The organism is Saliniramus sp. (assembly GCF_035311605.1).
In the GTDB taxonomy this organism is placed as follows: domain Bacteria; phylum Pseudomonadota; class Alphaproteobacteria; order Rhizobiales; family Beijerinckiaceae; genus Saliniramus.
This window is the reverse complement of record NZ_DATGCW010000259.1, coordinates 1-18,980: the sequence shown is the minus strand read 5'-3', so window position 1 is coordinate 18,980 and position 18,980 is coordinate 1. Positions and strand designations below refer to the sequence as shown.

At 64.0% G+C, this 18,980-nt stretch carries 16 protein-coding genes; 3 read left to right on the top strand and 13 right to left on the bottom strand.

Annotated elements, in window-relative coordinates; all coding sequences use genetic code 11:
- The coding region (locus VKP01_RS11830) for an aromatic amino acid ammonia-lyase (protein WP_324412519.1) at positions 1 to 965 on the bottom strand (965 nt) is incomplete at its 3' end.
- Positions 966 to 1,487: 522 nt separating this feature from the next.
- Between VKP01_RS11830 and VKP01_RS11825 the strand changes: the two genes are divergently transcribed.
- A complete protein-coding gene (locus tag VKP01_RS11825; RefSeq protein ID WP_324412517.1) occupies positions 1,488 to 3,707 on the top strand; it encodes a putative bifunctional diguanylate cyclase/phosphodiesterase in 2,220 nt (739 codons plus the stop codon).
- Positions 3,708 to 3,733: 26 nt separating this feature from the next.
- Here the strand turns inward: VKP01_RS11825 and VKP01_RS11820 are convergent, their stop codons facing one another.
- From VKP01_RS11820 to VKP01_RS11780, 9 genes are all read right to left on the bottom strand, one after another.
- Positions 3,734 to 7,333 carry a PAS domain S-box protein gene (locus VKP01_RS11820; protein WP_324412515.1) on the bottom strand — a complete coding sequence of 1,200 codons (3,600 nt, stop codon included), beginning with the start codon at positions 7,331 to 7,333 and terminating at the stop codon, positions 3,734 to 3,736.
- Positions 7,334 to 7,946: 613 nt separating this feature from the next.
- Positions 7,947 to 8,711, bottom strand: coding sequence for a 5-oxoprolinase subunit PxpA (locus VKP01_RS11815; protein WP_324412523.1), 765 nt, complete (start codon positions 8,709 to 8,711; stop codon positions 7,947 to 7,949).
- Positions 8,711 to 9,748, bottom strand: a complete 1,038-nt coding sequence (locus VKP01_RS11810; protein ID WP_324412512.1) for a biotin-dependent carboxyltransferase family protein — start codon at positions 9,746 to 9,748, stop codon at positions 8,711 to 8,713. The genes VKP01_RS11815 and VKP01_RS11810 overlap by 1 nt, the downstream gene beginning before the upstream one ends.
- A complete protein-coding gene (pxpB, locus tag VKP01_RS11805) occupies positions 9,741 to 10,496 on the bottom strand; it encodes a 5-oxoprolinase subunit PxpB (protein ID WP_324412510.1) in 756 nt (251 codons plus the stop codon). Before pxpB ends, VKP01_RS11810 begins: the two co-directional genes overlap by 8 nt.
- Positions 10,497 to 10,634: 138 nt before the next feature.
- Positions 10,635 to 11,816, bottom strand: coding sequence for an FAD-dependent monooxygenase (locus VKP01_RS11800; protein WP_324412509.1), 1,182 nt, complete (start codon positions 11,814 to 11,816; stop codon positions 10,635 to 10,637).
- Positions 11,817 to 11,830: 14 nt separating this feature from the next.
- Positions 11,831 to 12,109 carry a zinc-finger domain-containing protein gene (locus VKP01_RS11795; protein WP_324412507.1) on the bottom strand — a complete coding sequence of 93 codons (279 nt, stop codon included), beginning with the start codon at positions 12,107 to 12,109 and terminating at the stop codon, positions 11,831 to 11,833.
- A gap of 101 nt (positions 12,110 to 12,210) precedes the next feature.
- Positions 12,211 to 13,284, bottom strand: coding sequence for a YeiH family protein (locus VKP01_RS11790; RefSeq protein ID WP_324412505.1), 1,074 nt, complete (start codon positions 13,282 to 13,284; stop codon positions 12,211 to 12,213).
- A 72-nt stretch (positions 13,285 to 13,356) separates the two neighbouring features.
- Positions 13,357 to 13,713, bottom strand: coding sequence for a diacylglycerol kinase (locus tag VKP01_RS11785; protein WP_074445558.1), 357 nt, complete (start codon positions 13,711 to 13,713; stop codon positions 13,357 to 13,359).
- 9 nt (positions 13,714 to 13,722) lie between these two features.
- Positions 13,723 to 15,096, bottom strand: coding sequence for an FAD-binding oxidoreductase (locus VKP01_RS11780; protein WP_324412521.1), 1,374 nt, complete (start codon positions 15,094 to 15,096; stop codon positions 13,723 to 13,725).
- Positions 15,097 to 15,401: 305 nt separating this feature from the next.
- Here VKP01_RS11780 and VKP01_RS11775 point away from each other — a divergent pair, with 305 nt between their 5' ends.
- Entirely contained in the window at positions 15,402 to 15,674 is a 273-nt protein-coding gene (locus VKP01_RS11775; protein WP_324412501.1) for an acylphosphatase, read from the top strand.
- A 67-nt stretch (positions 15,675 to 15,741) separates the two neighbouring features.
- Complete coding sequence (locus tag VKP01_RS11770; protein WP_324412499.1) at positions 15,742 to 16,176, top strand: YqaA family protein; 435 nt, start codon at positions 15,742 to 15,744, stop codon at positions 16,174 to 16,176.
- Between the two features lie 4 nt (positions 16,177 to 16,180).
- Here the strand turns inward: VKP01_RS11770 and xth are convergent, their stop codons facing one another.
- The 3 genes from xth to VKP01_RS11755 all read right to left on the bottom strand — a co-directional run bounded on the left by xth (position 16,181) and on the right by VKP01_RS11755 (position 18,795).
- On the bottom strand, positions 16,181 to 16,996 hold the full coding sequence (gene xth / locus VKP01_RS11765; protein ID WP_324412497.1) for an exodeoxyribonuclease III: 816 nt from the start codon (positions 16,994 to 16,996) through the stop codon (positions 16,181 to 16,183).
- A 96-nt stretch (positions 16,997 to 17,092) separates the two neighbouring features.
- On the bottom strand, positions 17,093 to 17,740 hold the full coding sequence (locus tag VKP01_RS11760; protein WP_324412495.1) for a thioredoxin domain-containing protein: 648 nt from the start codon (positions 17,738 to 17,740) through the stop codon (positions 17,093 to 17,095).
- Between the two features lie 122 nt (positions 17,741 to 17,862).
- A complete protein-coding gene (locus VKP01_RS11755) occupies positions 17,863 to 18,795 on the bottom strand; it encodes a histone deacetylase family protein (RefSeq protein ID WP_324412493.1) in 933 nt (310 codons plus the stop codon).
- Positions 18,796 to 18,980: the final 185 nt, after the last annotated feature.

The following is an 18,980-nucleotide window of genomic DNA, read 5'->3' as shown; positions in this document are numbered from 1 at the left end:
TAATCGAGTGCATCATTGGCCGGGCCGTGGACCTGGGGCGCGCAGCGCAGGGAATAGACATCCTGCACGCGCGGCGATGCGGGGGTGCCCGGCGCGCGGCTCTCCTCGGGAAAGACGATGTCCCGCGCGGCCGGGGCGCAGCGCTGCGTCCCGTCGAGAATGCGCAGGATATTGCGGGCCACCTTCATCTGACCGGGATGGGGGCGGGCGCGCTGGAGGCGCGGATCGAAGGCGGCGAGTTCGCCGCGCATGGCTTCGAGCGAAAGACATAGCGCGATATCGGCGGTCTTCATCAGGCGCCGGGCATCGTGCGCGGCAAGGGCGGCCAGCGCCAGCGAGGTGGTCGAGCCGTTGATCAGGGCCGAGGCATCCTTCGCGCCGAGAATGATATCGGGTTCGAAGCCCGCCTGCGCAATCGCTTCGCGCGCCGGCAGGCGCTTGCCGCGCCAGATCATTTCGGCCTCGGGGAAGCCGCAGACGGCAGCGGCAAGATGGGCCAGCGGCGCGAGATCGCCCGAGGCGCCGACGGAGCCCTTCTGCGGGATCACCGGATGCAGGCCGGCATTGAGGAAGGCGAGCAGCCGCTCGACCAGTTCGACCTGCGGGCCGGAATAATTCGAGGCGAAGGCGTTGGCGCGCATCAGCATCATGGCGCGGGTGACGTCCTCGGCGAAGGGCTCGCCGACGCCCGTCGCGTGGGCATAAACGGTCTTCTTCTGATACTCAGCCATGTCGGCGATGACGACGCGCTGGTCCTTGAACAGGCCGACGCCGGTGTTGAACGCATACATCAACGGCGCATCGTCATGCATCCAGGTTTCGTCGATATAGGCGCGCGTCGTCGCGATGCGCTCGCGGGAGGCGGGGGCGAGTTCGGCTTGCGCGTAAGTGCCCTGCGCATCCCGGCGCGCGACGCGGGCGGCATCGGTGATGGTGAGGCTGGCGCCGTCGAGAGCGATGGTCATGGTCGGCTCGTTTTCGTTGTCATGCCCAAGCGATAGCGCGCGCTTCCCGCGCCGACAAGTATCGCCGGTCGGCGCCGCGCTAAACGACGCCGCCTGATCAGGGCGCAAGGCGGCTCTCGCGATGCCCGTCAGTTTTCTGGAACCATTGCCGAGACTGCTGGTTCCTGACGAAAATTTCACCACGTGGTGACCGGATAATAAAATTTTTTACAATCTTAAATTTTAGAAAATCAGTTTTGATGCCAAATGTGTGTTTTGCGATTCATGCTATTCCAAGGTCTTGTAAACCGGGCAAAAAATTGCATGCTGCCGAAGAAGTCAGAAACCTGACATGGCCATAATTTCGGGATTTAAAAACATTCTAAGATTGCATATATCGGAACTTGTTATTTCTGAATTCAGAAAAACGGTGAAATCGCGTTAACGAGTTGTTGAGTCGGGTGGTTGAGCATGGTTTCCACAGGGATATGGCTGCGGCGCAGGGGGCGCCGTTGCAGCAACCTTCCCTGATCCGTAGGAGCGATGAGCCAGCCCGAACACCATGATGCGCCGTCTCATCAGGCGATGACGTACGCTGATTGCCGCTCAGCCGATGCAACGGTGGCCGGTGACGCAGCACGCGATGCTCTGCGTTACCTTGCATTGCTGGAGGCGGGGGGCGGGCTGATCTGGCAGGCCGATGCGGATGGGCGGATCCGGGCAGTCCCTGCCGTCGGGCATGTCGGGAGGGCTGCGATATCCCTGATGCAGGGGCATGGCTGGCTTGCCCTGTTTCATCCTGACGACCGTTTCCGATTTCTCTTGCAGGCCGGTCGCGCGAGGCGGGTCGGGCGCGCGTTCGAAGGCAGGTGGCGCATCGGCATCCCGGCGGGATTCTGGCGCTGGCATCGGATCCGCGTCGTTCCGCTCATGAATGAGGATGGGCGCATTCATGAATGGGTCGGCAACGCGCTCGATATCCACGAGCGGTATCTGGCCGAGGGGCAAATCGCTGGATCGGAGGCGCGGCTGCGTCTGGCGCTCTCCGCCGCGCGTATGGTTGCGTGGGAGTACGATCCCGAGGCTGGCAAGAGCAGCCGCACCGACAATTCCTGGACCATTCTCGGCGTAGCTCCCGATGATTTCAACGGCTATATCGAAAACATGCATCCTGATGATCGGGCCGTCTTTCATGCTGCGTATGTGAAGGGTGGCAGCATGCGCGTACCCGAATTGCGTTATCGGCATCCGGACGGGCGACTGCTCTGGCTTTCCTCCCGTGGCCTGGAGCGGCGCGATGCGGATGGGGGACGCCGGATCATCGGAGTGACCTATGATATCACCGATCGCAAGGCCGCCGAGGAAGAGGCCTGGCGTGCGGCCAATCATGACGCTCTCACCGGCCTGCCCAACCGAGCCTGTTTCCTCGCCAGCCTGCATCAGAGTGTCGAAAACAACCGGAATGGCGGCGGTGGCGTGGCTCTCGCATTGCTGGATTATCTCGATTTCAAGGCGCTCGATGCAGCGCTCGGCCATGAGGGCGCCGACGCGCTGTTGCGGCGTACGGGCGTACGTTTGCGCGAAAAGCTCGGTCGTGACGATGTCGTTGCCCGCATCGGCGGTGACGAGTTCGGAGTCTTCCTCGCCGATGCCGCGAGCGCCGAGGAGGCGATTGGCGTCGCCCAGGCGCTCGCCGAAGCGCTGGCCGAAGATATCTACCAGGCTGATCACATACTCACGGCGCGCGTCTGCGTCGGTCTTGCCTGGTCGAGCCGCAGAGAGGCAGAGGGCGAAACCCTTTTCCGGCACGCCCAGACTGCCCTGCATGCGGCAAAACAGAGTGCGCGGCGCGGTGCTGCTTCGATTCAGCTGTTCGATCAGGAGTTGGCGCAAGGCGTTGCGCGCCGCGTCGGCATGGCCGCACAGATCACGCGCGCTCTGGCTGGACATGAGATCATCCCCTATTATCAGCCCAAGATCGATCTCGATTCGGGGCTGGTCTGTGGCTTCGAGGCGCTGGCGCGCTGGCGTCATCCCGAGCGGGGCGTGCTGACGCCCGCCGTGTTCGGCTCGGCCTTCGACATGCCTGAACTCGCGCGCGATATCGGGCGTGAAATGGCCCGGCAGGTGCTCGATGACCTGCGGGGCTGGATCGATGCCGGGCTCGCGGCGGGGCCCGTCGCGCTCAATCTGGCTGCAGCCGATTTCGGAGAGGGCGGCCTCGCCTGGGCGCTGCCGGACATGCTGGTCGAACGCGCCATTCCTGCGCGCTACTGCGCTGTCGAGGTGACCGAGCGCGTCTTTCTCGGCGAGGGCGGGGGCGCCGTCGCGGGGGCGTTGACCTATCTCGACCGCGCCGGAATACGCATCGCCCTCGATGATTTCGGCACGGGCTACGCGTCACTCGTGCATCTGAAGCAGTTTCCGGTTTCCGAAATCAAGATCGACCGTTCCTTCATCCAGAATCTGGAAACGGATGCGGAAGACGCCGCCATCGTCGCCGCCCTGCTCGGCCTCGCGCGGGCACTCAGTCTGGACGTGACTGCGGAAGGCGTGGAAACCGAGGCTCAGGCCGCTTTTCTGCGTGATCATCATTGCGAAATGGCGCAGGGTTTTCTCCTTGGGAAACCCATGGGCCGGGAATGCGCAAGCGCCCTTCTGACGCGGCAGGCGCTTGATCGGAGCGTTTCCCACCGCCGCAAACGCGTGATCGACGCAGCCACTCCCGGCCCGGTGCAGCCGCTGCTGGCGGGGCAAGGGTAGGGTTCGACTGTCACGAAACATGCCTGCTACAGCAGAAAGACCTTGTCGCGGGTGCGCATGACTTCGCGCGCGATCAGATAGGTCTCGATTGCCGCATCGTCGAGAAGCGGTTTGCTGATCAGTTCACCCTGCGCAAAATCGCAGCCTGCCATGGCCAGGCTGTCGAACTGGGACTGCTGATCCACGCCCGCCGCGATAACGCCGATCCCGAGATTATGCGCCATGTCGATGATGGTGCCCGGGATTCGTGAGGACTCGCAACCCGTCCCGATGGCTCTCACGAAGGACGGATCGATCTTCAGGCGTGAAATTGGAAAGCTCGTCAGATGGGAGAGCGAGGTGGCGCCCGTGCCGAAATCATCGAGCGCGATCGTGGCTCCCAGGGTATCGAGTGCCGCAAGCGCCTCGCGAACGGTTTTTGCGCCGCGATCGACGAGCGTGTTCTCGGCGATCTCGAACTCGACGCGGTTGGGCGAGAGGCCGAACCGGTTCAGCATTGCCGCGACGCGCGGGACAAAACCTTCATCCTTTAGTTGTGTCGCGGAGATATTGAGGGCGAGACGACCCGGATCATTCCCATCCGCGACGAACCGCGCGAGGCGCGAGAGACCGACTTCGAGAAGTCGGTCGCCGATTGCCTGGATCTGGCCGGTATCCTCGGCGATCGCGAGATAGTCGCGCGAGAGAAACACTGGCTCCGCCTCATGGGTGAAGGCCAGCGCTTCGAAGCCGGAATGCTCACCAGTATCGAGACGGATCTGAGGCTGGAACGCGATTTCGAGTCCGCCTCCGACAACGGCCTCCTCAATCGCATGACCGATCTGTTTGCGACGGGCGATGCGTTCGCGCAGATCGGCATTGAACAGGCTCCAGGTGTTTCGTCCGGTTGCCTTGGCATGATACAGGGCGCTGTCCGCGTTGCGATAGAGCTCTTCCACCGAGGCTCCGCCGGCTGGCCGCAATGCGATACCGATACTCATTGAAGGGTTGAGCGCGCGCCCGTGCAGCATGAACGGCTCGCGGATACGTGCCAGCAGCGTCTCGGCGACAGTATCGATATCCTCTTCCCTGCGCATGTCACGCAGCAGAATCGCGAATTCGTCACCGCCCAGCCGCGCCACCAGATCACCGTCGCGAATGCTTTCGCGCAGGCGGTGGGCGATTTCATTGAGGAGTTCATCGCCGGCGATATGGCCAAGGCTGTCATTGATCTCCTTGAAATAATCAAGATCAAGCAGAATGAAGGCGCCACTCCGGTCGCGCTCACGACGATCACCGGCAAAGTGCTCGAGCTGCTCCATCAGCGCCGCACGGTTGGCCAGACCCGTGAGCGCATCCTCGCGCGCCTGGCTGAGGATGCGCGCCTCGTTCGCCATCCGCTCGGTGATATCGGTCACGGAGCAGACGACGCGGGCCCGTGTGCCGTTCGTCTGTTTGAGCGGGGCAGCATTGATCGACAGGACGCGGCGCCGGCCATCGGGCCAGACGATGGCGTGGCGTACGTCATAGACCGGCTCGCCAGTCTTCATGACGCGAATGAAGGGCAGATCATCCATAGGGAACGGCCCGCCATCGAGATCGGTAATACGCCATTCCGGCGCATCGAAGCTGCGCCCCTCGACAACGGAATGCGCGATGCCGAGCACCCTTTCGGCCTCGTCATTGGCAAAGACGATGGCGCCATCGGCATCCAGGGCTGTAATGGCCGAGACACTGGTCGCGTTGATCTGGGCGAGGAAATCCCGCTCGGCTATCAAGGCGGCCTCCAGAGCCTTGCGGGCACTTATGTCTTCGATGATCGTCCAGATCAGCTGGCGACCCGTTGAATCATGAACGAGCATGCCGTTCAGCAGAACCGGATAGCGGTGACCATCCTTGTTGATGTATTCCTTTTCAAACGGCCCGAAACGCCCGGTGCGTTGCATGCTTTCTAGCTGTTGCTTTTCGGCCTCTGCGTAATCTTCAGGCGTGACGTCCCAATAGCTCAGTGCCAGGAATTCCTCGCGGGTATAGCCCGCCGAAGAGAGCAGGGCATCGTTGACGTCTATGAAGGCGCCCGTCTCGAAATCATTCAGGGCGATGCCGACCGGGGACAGTTCGAACAGACCGCGCAGCAATTGCTCCTGATGTTCCAGTTCGATCTCGGCCTGCTTGCGCTCGGTGATGTCGAGATGGGTCCCCGACATGCGCAACGGTTTGCCGTTTTCGTCACGTTGCGAAACGCGTCCGCGATCGAGAACCCAGACCCAGTGCCCTTCCTTATGGCGCAGCCTCACCTCGCATTCGTAGAACTCGGTCTCCCCCCGGAAATGGGCTTCGAGATCTGCGCGGGCCCGGATGATGTCGTCCGGATGGCTGATGCGTCGCCAGAAATCGATCGTTGCCGGCAGGATTTCCTCCAGGCGGTAGCCGATGATCTCGGCCCAGCGATCATTGTAGGACATGACATTTTTGGCCATGTCCCATTCCCAGGTGCCGACATTGGTGCCCGCGATGATGTCGGCGAGGCGCTGCTCCTGGCGCTTGAGATCGGTGATGTCGACGCGCATGCCGACGCGACCGCCGTCGCGGGTCTCGGTCTCGATGATGCGCAGCCAGCGACCATCCCGGATCGGCTGTTCGACGAGGGAGCGGGGCAGGGCATGGGCGGCGAGACGCTCGGCCATCCACTCCTCTTCACGGCCCTCGGCTTCCGGAAAATTACCGCGCTTCAACGACAGGCGCACGAGATCCTCGAAGCGCGCGCCCAGTTGCACCGCATCGGCCATGTTGGGATAAAGACGCCGGTGCTGCTCGTTGAAGGCGACGATCCGGTCTTCCTTGTCGAACAGAACGAAACCGTCAGGCAGCGCTTCGATGGCATTCTGCAACTCTTCGCGTGCGCGGCGGGCCTCCTCGCGCGCCGTGTAGAGCTCGGTGATGTCCTGGAAGGTTCCGAAGGCGTTGGTAACGGTCCGGCCGTCATGCTCTGCGCCGCCGGTGACGCGTCCGAAGCGCTTTTCGCCGGCAGCGGTCATGAAGGCAAGTGTCAGGTCGAAAGCGGTGCCCTGCGCGATCAGTTCCGCGATCGCAGCCCGCAAGACCGGTTCGTCTTGCGGGTCGAACAAGGCCAGTGCCGATTCGAGGTCCGGGCGGAAGCTCTCCGGATCGAGGCCGAAAATCGTATAGGTCCCGGGTGACCAGATCAGCACCTGCATGCCGGGATCGAGCTCCCAGCTGCCAATGCCCGATATGGCCTCCACCTGTCTGGCATGGGCCAGCTGGCGCCTCTCGCAGGTGATGTCACGTATGGAGGCGTGAATCAGGCCGTCATCCGCGACGCGTGCATACCATTCGAACCAGCGATAGCTTCCGCTGCGGCTGCGATAGCGATTGATGAAGCGCGTCACCGGAACGCCGGAAAAGAGCTGCACGGCTGCTTCACGGGTGGCGCCGAGATCCTCTGGATGCAGAAGGTCGAGATAGCGTTGTCCGATCAACGCATCGGGGTGCCAGCCGAGCACGCCTTCCCAGTCACCGTCGAGGGACACGAAACAGCCCTCGCGCGTTGCCGTGCAGAGCAGGTCAAAGACCCCCTCGCTCAGGCATGTCGACCGTCCGGGTTGAGCATGTTCGGATTCAGGCATCGGATTCAAACGTTTCTTTCACTTAGCCTCAGACAACATGATTCGTCTGAAAAAGTCTTTAATCGGGACACAACCTTTCGGCGCTTCGCGTTGGCGGCATGCTTTTAAATTGTATTCCGGTCCATCAGGCAACTATCAGGAGGGCTGATCCGGAGCACTCTCGTAGTATTACGGAGGGCTTGGTATTATGGAGGGCTTGCATGTCGCCACTCGCCGCATTCGGAGCATGAGGTCGAGCATGACCCTTTCCCTGCGTTGGGCGCGATCGGAAAACGCGTCACCCCTGCCGTTCGCATGCCGGGACTGTGGCGCGGCCGGCGCTGTCCACCCCGTATCCCGGGATCGACGGCGTGCTATGCCGTTCACGGCAAACGACTTGCTTGACAGCCTTGTCGCACCACCCTGTCGCAGGACCTTGCCGGTTCGCCTGATCGCAGTGCGCGAAGCCGCAGCCGGTCGTGATCGCGACGGCGAGCGTTCCGTCACGATCCACATCTTGGCCGATGAGTAATACCGGCTCAGGGACATCCGCATCGACGCGAATGATGAGCCCATCGCTGAATTGCGACGGTGCGGGTGACGATTGCATCGTCTGAGCCGTCGCGATGCCGTTTCAGGCTTCGATGAACGGACGTACGGCGATACCCTTGGCGATGAGCGCGTCACGCACGGCGCGGGCCATGCCGATGGCAGCGGGATTGTCGCCATGCACGCAGATCGAATCGATCTGTGCCTTGATCTTGCCGCCAGTCACGGTAGTGATCTCACCATCCTCGATCATGCGCAGCACCCGGGCCGCCGCGAATGTGGGATCATGGATGATGGCGCCTTCAACCTTGCGGCTGGTGAGGTTGCCGGTATCGTCATAGGTGCGGTCCGCGAAGGCCTCGCGCGCCATGAGGAGGCCGAGCTTCTCCGCCGCGCGTTCGGTCGCCTGCGTCGGCATCACCATATAGACCAGCGTCGCGTCGACGCCCTTGATGGCGCGCCCGATCGCCATGGCGATGTCATCATCGGCCTGGGACAGGTTGCCGAGCGCTCCGTGCGGCTTGACATGAGTGACCCTGTGTCCGGCGAGACTTGCGCAGGCCTGCAATGCACCAATCTGGTAGGCGACCTGTTTCTCCAGATCGTCCATGGAATGGCCTGCGATCACGCGCCGCCCGAAGCCCCAGAGATCATTGAAGCCCGGATGTGCGCCGATGGCGACTCCCTTCTCCTTCGCGAGCGCCGCAGTATGATGCATGATCCCCGGATCACCCGCATGCCACCCACAAGCGACATTGGCGGAGGTCACGATGTCGAGCATGGCGTCGTCGTCGCCCATCTTCCATGCGCCGAAACCCTCGCCCATGTCGCAATTGAGATCGACGCGCATCATGCTGTCTCCGTTTCGAAAAAATTCGCCCGGGCATCGACCATGCCGCCGATGAGGTTGAGTGACAAGAGCCTTTCGCTGGTGAGATCCATCGCACCGGCAGGGATCAGCCTGTCGCGCAATTCTGCACGCCACTGTGCTGCCTCGCGTGCCGCCGTCACGGCCTCCTCCTGCGAAACCGCTTGAAACCGTACCGGATCACCGGGGCGCAGCTGTGCGAAACGCGCGAGATCCGCGCTGATGATCGTCGCGATCTTCGGATAACCGCCCGTGGTCTGGCGATCGGCCATCAGCACGATCGGTTCACCGGAGCCCGGAACCTGGATGGCGCCGGTGACGATGCCGTCGGAGATGATGTTGAAGCCGTCAGCATGCTCGATCACGGGGCCGTTGAGGCGGTATCCCATGCGATCGGCCTGACGCGAGAGGGTGTATGTGCTGTCGAAGAAGGTCGCGAGACCGGCCTGCGTGAAATGATCATCCTGCGGGCCGGGCAGGACGCGGATGGGGCCGTGCGCCGCTTCGGGCAGATCGGGCAGGGTGAGGTCGTCACCTGCCGGGACGTCCTGGCGCAAGGCCAGGATGGCGCCGGCCTGCAGCGGTTTGCCGTCGAGGCCACCAATGGCGGCGCGCCGGTGCAGCGAGCGGCTGCCGAGCATCGGTTCGACGGCGAGACCGCCGGCAATGGCGAGCATGGCATAAACGCCTTGCCGCGCGGGGCCGACGCTGAACGCGTCCCCGGCCCGCAGCATGACACTGGTCTGCGGTGCAACGGGTTCGCCCTCGACCGACAAGGTCGCATCCGCTCCAGCCAGCGCGATGCGGATCTGGCCCTCCTTCACCTTGAAACGCCCGCCGAGCCCGGCGAATTCGATCGCCGCTTCGTCCGGATCATTGCCGACGAGCAGATTGGCGAGGGTGAGCGCATCGCGGTCCATCGCGCCTGCAGGGCCGACACCGTAACGCTGCAATCCGTAACGCCCGGCATCCTGAATCGTGGTTGCGGGGCCGCAATCTATGACCTCGATCTCAGCCATGCCCGGCCTCTTTTTCGCTCTGTTCGTTCGTGACCTCTTGCGCGATCCGTTCGCCTGCAGCGGCTGCGGCGTCGAGCTCCGCCCAGTCATCCTCCGGGATCGGCGCGAAGACGATTTCGTCGCCGGCATCAATCAGGAAGGCCGGGTCGCGCGACGGCATGAAATTGCGCAGGGGCGTGCGCCCGATCAGATGCCAGCCGGACGGCGCCTCGATCGAGGCGATATTGGCCTGATCGCCCCCGATCGCGATCGTACCCGCCGGCGTGACTTCGCGCGGATCGGTGCGCCGGGGCGTGGCGAGCGCGGGATCAAGCCCGGCGAGATAGCAGAAACCGGGCGTGAAGCCGAGCATCGCCACGGTATAGACGGCTCCCGCATGCCGCGCGATCACGTCATCCGGCGTCAGCCCGCGTGCCTTGGCGAGATCTTCCAGATCGACGCCGTAGGGCCCGCCATAGACCACGGGCACCCGCCAGCGGCGCGGCGTCTTGGTGCTGGTTTCAAGGTTGCCGAGCAGCGCGCTGATGGCTTCTTCGATCTGTGCATGGTTTGTCACGAGCGGATCGAAATGCACCAGCAGCGCACGATAGGTCGGGACCGTCTCGAGAAGCCCTTTCGGCGGCGCAGCGGCGAGCGCGGCATCGAGATCGAGGGCGAGCGCGTTGAGTCGCGGATCGACAACGCGCCCGAATTCGACGCTCAGAGCCGCATCTCCACAAGGCAGAAAGGCCGGATCACCGGTTGTCACGCATTCCTCCCGCAGAGAGCATTAGGCCTCGTTCCCGGATTCGAGACGGCCAGAAGGTCAAGAATATCGATATTTTATCATCATTTTATCGATAAGCAAGCAATCATGTTTCAACTTTCTGAATCGATGCGACAGGTATCAAGGCCTCCAGCCATAGATCCAGGAATAGCGTTCGGCCATCCCTTCGGCTCCCAGCTTTCGCATGACCAGGTCGCGTCCGAGCCCGGCGAGGAGACCCGCATGATAGACGCGTCCATTACGCCGCGCGGTCGCCTGGATCCGACGCACCCGCTGAAGGCGCAACTTAGCATAGCGATTTAACGCATCAACCGGTTTATGTGGCATGTCCGCGAGCGCAGAGCCCAGTATGGCCGCATCCTCGATCGCCATCGCGGCACCCTGTGCCATGAAAGGCAGCACGGGATGAGCGGCATCGCCGAGCAGCGCGACCCGCCCGCGTGCGAGCGCGCCCACGGAGAGGTCGTGCAGCGACCATAACAGCCATTCCTGCGGTGCGGCGAGGAGGCCTTGCAGGGGCGTGGCGGCGCCGGCAAAGGCTGCGAGCAGTTCGGCGCATTCTCCCGGTTCCGACCAACCGATCGCGGCTTTCGGCTGGCGGCGGATCGCCACGATGTTGAGCTTGCGCCCGGCGCTGACGGGATAATGCACGATATGGCCCTGCGGGCCGAGCCAGAGCCCGGTTTCCTCACCGGCCAGTTCCGGTGGCGCATCCTTGCGCGGGATGGTGGCGCGCCAGGCGACATAGCCCTGAAAGGTCGGCACGCGGGGATCACCGATCAGCGGGCGTGCCTTCGACCAGGCTCCGTCCGCCCCGATGACGATTGCGCTTGCCATATCCTCGCGCTGCTCGCCCGAGCGCGTGAAGCCGAGCCGGACATGGCCGTCCTGCTGGTCGAGATGTTCGAGTGTGCGCCCCATCAACAGGCGGATGTTCGGCTGGGCGCGCACGGCGTCGAGCAGCATCGTCTGCAGATCGGCGCGGTGGATGACGTAATTCGGTGCCCCGAAGCGCTCGCGCATGAACGGGCCCTGCGCGACTTCGCCGATCGTGCCCCCCGAACGTATCGCACGCACCACGACGCGCTGCGGTTCGCAAGCCTGGCGTGCGAGCGCCTGGCCGAGGCCGAGATCGCCGAGGATACGTGTTACGTTCGGCGAGAGTTGCAGCCCGGCGCCGACCTCGGTGAAGCCGGTGCGCCGCTCGACGAGCGTCACCCGACGTCTGATTTGCGACAGGGCGAGGGCAGCCGTCAGACCTCCGATACCGGCGCCGATCACGGTCACGTCATGTAGGGACATTGGTTATGCCGGTTTCAGCGCGCGCTGCCCGCGAGCAGTTTGTCGGGCGTGGTGGCGCTGCCGTCCCACAGGCATTCTGCAGGCTCGACCTTGCCCGGGCCGAGTTCCGGCTTGTAGCGATACAGCGTCGAGCAATAGGGGCAGATCGCCTCGTCGGCGCCGCCCATATCGATGAATTCATGCGGGTGATCGAAGGGCGGCTTCGCCCCGATGCACATGAATTCCTTCGAGCCCGTATGGATCACGCGCAGCCCGTTTTCGTTGTGGAAATGGGGAGTGCCGGTTTCTGCCATGTGTCGCTCGTCCGATTATGCCCTGATGGGGGATCAATTGCGGCGCACCATAATGCGCGCTGGACCGGGCGGCTAGTGCGAACCGAAAAAAACCGCGCGGCTCACAGAAGCAGGGCGATCATGGCACCAGCCACCACGAGGATGACGAGCGTCGTCGCCACGATGCTCAGCGCATGGCGCCAGCCCAGCGCCGCGATTGCCCGCACCGAGGTGCCCAGCCCCAGAGCCGCGATCGCGATCAGTAGCCCCCACTGCGAGACCGCGACGAGAAAGCTGCGCACGGGTTCGTAGAAGGGCGCGAGCGCCGGCTGCGTAAGGGCAATGGAATTGATCACGCACAGAATGAGGAAGACGATGGCGAAGACCGGAACCGGCACTTTCGCCGCAGCCTCGCCCGCCACACCGCCGGCGCTCGCGCGTGTCCGCGCGGCGAAATACCAGCCAATGACGAGCACGACCGGCAGCAGCAGAAACACCCGGAACAGCTTGACGATCACCGCCGTATCGCCGGTTTCCGGGGAAATCGCGTAGCCCGCGCCCACGACCTGAGCGACGTCGTGGATGGTGGCGCCAAGCATGATGCCGAGATTGCGCTCATCAAGGCCGAGGATCGCGCCGAGCACCGGGTAGAGCACCATGGCCAGCGTCGAGAGCGCGTTTACCGCCACCACGACGAAGGCGATATCGGCTTCCTTGCCCTTGTATTGCGGTACCACCGTCGCGGTGGCGAGCGTCGCGGAAGCGCCGCAGACGGCGGTGGCGGCGCCGGCGAGCGCGCCGTAACCCGCCTCCTGGCCCATCGCCCGCGCCATGGCGAAGCCTGCGATCACCGTCACCACCATGGAGAGGATCACGATCAGCGCCGTGGCCAGGCCGAGCGCGACGATATCGCCCAGCGCGATCCGCAGGCCGAGCAGCGCCACCGCGATGCGCAAGAGCCGCTTCACGGCGAGGGCCATACCCGGCTCGAAGAGCGGACGCGCGGCGAGCGGGTTCAGCGCGACGCCGATCAGCAGCGCAATCACCATCGCAGGCAGGGGCAGCAGATCCGGAAGGCGCGGCGCCAGCCAGACGGCGACGATCGCCACGGCGAGCGAGAGCGCCAGTCCGGCCCAGTTGGAGGAGATGAACGCGCGCGCGTGGCCTTGCAGCATGCGCCTAGACAAACGCAACATGACGCTGCGTCAATCATCGCGACGCGACAATCGCGCCCAGACGCTTTTCGCGTCACGCCACGGCGCGCGATCTCACGGCAGCAGGCCGAGGCGTTCCGCAAGGGCGGTGAGCCAGACGATGCCCGCGAGCACGATGGCAAGGAACACGGCTGCCGAGGCGGAATCCTTCACCGCGCCGATGCGCGGATGGAAATCCGGTGTAACGTGATCCGACAGGCGCTCGATCGCGGTATTGAGCAACTCCGTCACCATGACCAGGACCAGCGAGCCGATCATGGCGACGTACCAGGCCGCGTTCGGTGCGATGAAAAAGCCGAGGACGAGGCAGAGCACCAGGATGATCGCTTCCTGCCGGAAGGATTCCTCGCTGCGCAGATTGAAGCGCAACCCGGCAAGGGAGGAGAATGCGGCGCGCTTCAGGCGGTTCATCGGGCGGCCTCAGTCTTTGCCGGTCGGCAGCGCCGGCGGCGGGTTGTCCGAAATGGCGACGACCTTGCCCGGGTTGAGAATGTTGCGCGGGTCCATCGCCTGCTTGACCGTCTTCATAAGATCGACGGCGACCGGATCCTTATAGAGCAGCAATTCTTCGCGCTTGATCAGACCGACCCCGTGTTCGGCGGCGATCGAGCCGTTCATCTTTGCCACGATATCATGAACGATGCGGTTGAAGCGCTCCCATTGCGCCAGAAACTCGGCCTTGTCCATGCCCGGAGGCTGGCTGAGATTGAAATGAATGTTGCCATCGCCGAAATGGCCGAAGCCGCACACACGCAAGCCCTCCATGGCGGCCTCGCAGGCGGCGCTCGCCTCGGTCAGGAAATCCGCGACGCGCGAGACCGGCACGGAGACGTCGTGCTTGATCGAGCCGCCTTCCTTGCCCTGCACCTCCGACATCAGCTCGCGCAGCTTCCACATCCCGGCAACCTGCGCGCCGCTGGTGGCGAGCGCGGCGTCCTCCACGAGCTCATCCTCGATCGCCTGGCCGAGCACGGTCTCGGCGAGTGTCTGCAGATCCGCATCCGGCTGGGGGGAGGTGAGCTCGATCAACGCATAGGCGGCGTGCTCCCCCTGGAGCGGGCGGGTGACGTCATGGCCGTGCTTCATCACCATGTCGAGGCCGAAGCGCGGGATGAATTCATAGGCGGTGAGCTGGTCGCCCGCTGCGGCGCGCAGGCGCTCGAAAATGGTGAGCGCTGTCTGCGGCCCGTCGCAGCCGATGAAGGCGGTGACCTGTGATTTCGGTGCCGGATAGAGCTTGAGCACCGCCGCCGTGACGATGCCGAGCGTGCCTTCAGAGCCGATGAAGAGGTGCTTGAGATCGTAGCCGGTATTGTCCTTGCGCAGGCCGCGCAACCCGTTCCAGATCCGCCCGTCCGGCAGGACGACCTCGAGGCCGAGCACCAGATCACGGGTATTGCCGTAGCGCAGCACGCCGGTGCCGCCGGCATTGGTGGCGATGTTGCCGCCGATCTGGCAGGTGCCCTCGGAGCCAAGCGAGAGCGGGAACAGCTTGTCGGCCTCTTCCGCTGCATCCTGGATGCTCTTGAGCGTGCAGCCGGCCTCCGCCGTGATCGTCGCATTCGAGGCATCGACCTCGCGGATGGCATTGAGGCGCGAGAGCGACAGCACGATCCCGCCGAATGGGACTCCGCCGCCGACGAGCCCCGTATTGCCGCCATGGGGCACGACGGTGACCCCTTCCGCGTGGCAGGCCGCCATGACGAAGGCGACCTCCTGCGAATCCTTGGGGCGCACCACGGCACCGGCCAGACCGCTATAGAGCCCGCGCGTTTCGACGAGATGCGGCGCCATGTCTTCCGGCTGAGTCAGGACATGTTCTGCGCCGAGCCGTTGGGACAGGCTCGCGAGAAATTCAGGGGTGGGGGTGAATGCTGGCGCGGACACGATCTGACGATTCCCTATGGGTTGCTGCGTTTCGAACCTGAGGTATTCCTGTTAGCAAACCGTGCGGCACTTGCATACGGGCGCTTCGCCACGGTGCGGATTGCGCCTCGACCGGCCCCGCCCGTCGCCTGCGGTAGCGATTGAAGGGAAGTTTTGCGAGAGTGCGTCTTCCACAATTCGGCACGAGCCTCTCGATCAGCGGGTTTAGCGATATGACGATAGCAAGACATGTGCATGTGACGGGCCGTGTGCAGGGTGTCTGGTTCCGGGCATGGGCGCGTGAACAGGCCTTGGCCGAAGGTGTCTCCGGGTGGGTCCGTAACCGGTCCGACGGTGCGGTCGAAGCCGTTCTGGCCGGCCCCGAAGAAGCGGTCGAGATCCTGATCGCGAAGCTGCATGACGGCCCGACGGCCGCAAAGGTGGAAAGCGTCCGCGTGGCGGATACCACGGTGCCGGACGAGCCCGGGTTTCACATTGTCGGCTGAGTGAGGGTGACAATCGCATGACAGCGCCTTATCCGCTGGTGCGGATGGGTTCGCGGGGAGGCGCAGTGTGTCGACGTTCTGGGAACTGGCCGGCATGTTCGTGTCGGCCTTCACGTCGGCGACGCTGCTGCCTGGATCGTCCGAGGCGGTTCTCGCCGGAATCATAGCTCTCGGCACGGCAAGTGCGACGAGCGCCGTCATCGTGGCGACGCTCGGCAATACGTTCGGCTCTGTCGTCAATTGGGCGATAGGACTTTTCGCCGCGCGGTTTCGCCATCACCGTCGCTTCCCGCTGACGCCGGAGCAGTATGCGCGCTATGCGGCAATCTATGCAAAATGGGGCGTGTGGAGCCTGCTGCTTTCCTGGACTCCGGTGATCGGCGATCCGCTCACGGTCATAGCCGGTGTGATGCGCACGCCGTTGTGGATCGTCGTGCCACTGGTGATGCTCGCCAAGGGTGCGCGCTATGTCGCCGTCGCCGGCGTGATGCTGATGCTCTGACCCGTCAGAGCTCCAGCACGGCGGTCACCGGCGCATGATCGGAGGGGCGCTCCCAGCCGCGCGCCTCGCGCAGCACCTCGACGGAGCGGCAGACGGGAGCGAGATCCGGCGAGAGCCAGATGTGATCGAGCCGGCGCCCCTTGTCCGCTGTGTTCCAGTCCGGCGAGCGATAGCTCCACCAGCTGTAGATCTTCTCCGGCTCGGGGCGCAGGTCCCGCATGGAATCGATCAGCCCGGCCTCCTCGCGCAGACGCTCCAGCGTGCTGGTCTCCAGCGGCGTGTGGCTGACGACGTCGAGGAGTTTCTTGTGGCTCCAGACGTCGTGCTCGAGTGGCGCGATGTTGAGATCGCCCACAGTAATGGAGGGTGCGCGCGCAACCGTCGCGCGATCGGCCCAGCCGCGCATTTCCTCGAGAAATTGCAGCTTATGCGCGAATTTTGGATTCACCGCCGGATCGGCGACGTCGCCACCGGCGGGGACGTAGAAGTTGTGGATGGCAAGCCCCGCCGCTTCCCCGGCCTGCGGGCCGAGGCGCAGCGAGATATGGCGCGCATCCTCCTTCTCGCAGAAGCCGGTGATGGCGATGTCGGCCACCGGAAAGCGCGAGATGATGGCGACGCCGTTATAGCCCTTCATGCCGGCGAAGGCGATGTGCTCGTAGCCCGCGGCACGGATCGCCTTCTCGGGGAACTTGTCGACCGGGCATTTGGTCTCCTGCAGGCAGAGCACGTCCGGGCTCTGTTCGCTCAGGAAGCGGGTGACCTGATCGATGCGCAGGCGCACCGAATTGATGTTCCAGGTGGTGATCGAAAACCGCACGTCGCCTCGCTCCGCTTCCGTGATGCCAAGCGTCTTGGCTACGCTACGCGTGCCGCCGGGGAAACCCGGTTTCGGGAGTTATCCAGAAGCTGCGCGTCACGCCCGCAGCGCATCGATGATGCGCAGCTTGCCGTCGAGCGGCACCTGACCGTCATAGACCCACGGGCCGATGGCGAAGGAGGGGGTGGCGTTGATGTTGAGGTTGTTGCCGGCGCTGATGGCGGCTTGCATGGCCATGGTGACGAGGTCGGAATCGGCGAATTCGACGAGCGCATGACCGTCGGCGCCCAATTCCATTGCCACGTCGAGCGCGCGCTGGCCGTTCTTCACGCCCCGCAATGCATAGAGCGCGAGATGAAAATCGCGGTAGTGATCGTTGCCGTAGAGGCCCTGGAAGGCGAGGGCAATCCGCGTCGCTTCCACGGAGGGCTCGCCGAGGATGGCGTAGTTGACGAGGACATAGCCTAGATGTTCGTCGATATCGAGCAACTGGTCCATGTCCTGTGCGGATTGGCGGCAGAAGGGGCAATTGTAATCGAAGAATTCGACCATCATCACATCAGGATGCTCCGCACCGACATAGGCCGCCCCCGGAAGCGCCAGCGCATCCTCGACGAGCTCGTATGGCACGCGGCGCGCATCACGCGCCTGCGCGGGCAGGCCGATCACGCTGGCGGCGGGCAGGGTGACGAAGCCGGTGAGCAGGTCGCGGCGGGAGAGCTGCAGACGCGATGAGAACGGCATGACGAAACACGCTCCGATGGCTTGGACTGGATACCGGATGAAAGCCGAATCCGATTAGCCTTGTCGCGCCGAATGATGCGCCGGGCAAGCCTTGTTGACCTCCGCTCGCGGCCTCGTGATGATCACGCCGGATCCATCAGCGTCTCGACATGTGCCGCGACCGATTTGGCGAGGCCCACCAGATCGTAGCCGCCTTCCAGGATCGAGACGACGCGGCCCGCGCAGGAGCGCTCGGCCACCCGCATCAGAGCCTTTGTGGCATAGGCGAAATCGGCCTCGGTCAGATTGACGCTGCCGAGCGGATCGCGCCAATGCGCGTCGAACCCGGCGGAGATGATGAGGAGATCAGGCGCGAAATCGGTGAGGCGAGGCACGATGCCGGTGGTCATCACCTCGCGGAACGTATCGCTGCCATCCCCGGGTGAGAGGGCGATGTTGAGGATGTTGTCATGCGCGCCGCGCTCGTTCGGGTCACCCGTGCCGGGGAAGAGCGGCATCTCGTGGGTCGAGATGTAGAGCACGTCCGGATCGTCCCAGAAGATGTCCTGCGTACCGTTGCCGTGATGCACGTCCCAATCCATGATCGCGACGCGCTCCGCGCCATGATGATGGCGCGCCCAGCGCGCGGCGATGGCGGCGTTGTTGAAGAAGCAGAAACCCATCGCCGCCCGGCGTTCGGCATGATGCCCGGGCGGGCGCATGGCGCTGAAGGCGTTGCGTACCTTTCCCGCCATCACCTCGTCGACCGCCAGCGTCGCGGCGCCGGCGCCGCGCAAGGCCGCTTCCATGGTGCCGGGTGAGAGAATCGTGTCGGAATCGATCTGCACCAGCCCCGATTCGGGAGAGGCTTCAAGGAGGGCCTCCACATAGCCGCGATGATGCGCCAGCGCCACTGCCTCGATATTGGCCATGGGCGCCGCTTCCCGGGCGAGCATGGCGAAGCGCTCGTCCTCGAGCGCGGCCTCGACGGCCTTGATCCGATCAGCGCATTCCGGATGGCCGGTCGGGGTTTCGTGATCAAGGGCAGCGGGATGGGTGAGAAGGAGTGTTGTCATGGTGCTTTCTTCATGGACCGCCATGCTGGCGCGCAACGGGCCGTCTGTCCATACCCGGATGTGCCACATGTTGGGCGAAGCTTACTCGGGCAGGGTCCCGTTCGAGGCGAGCACGGCGCCGGCAAGGTAGAGCGAACCACAGATCAGCACGCGCGGTGGTGTCTCCCAGGGCGTATCGCGCAGAC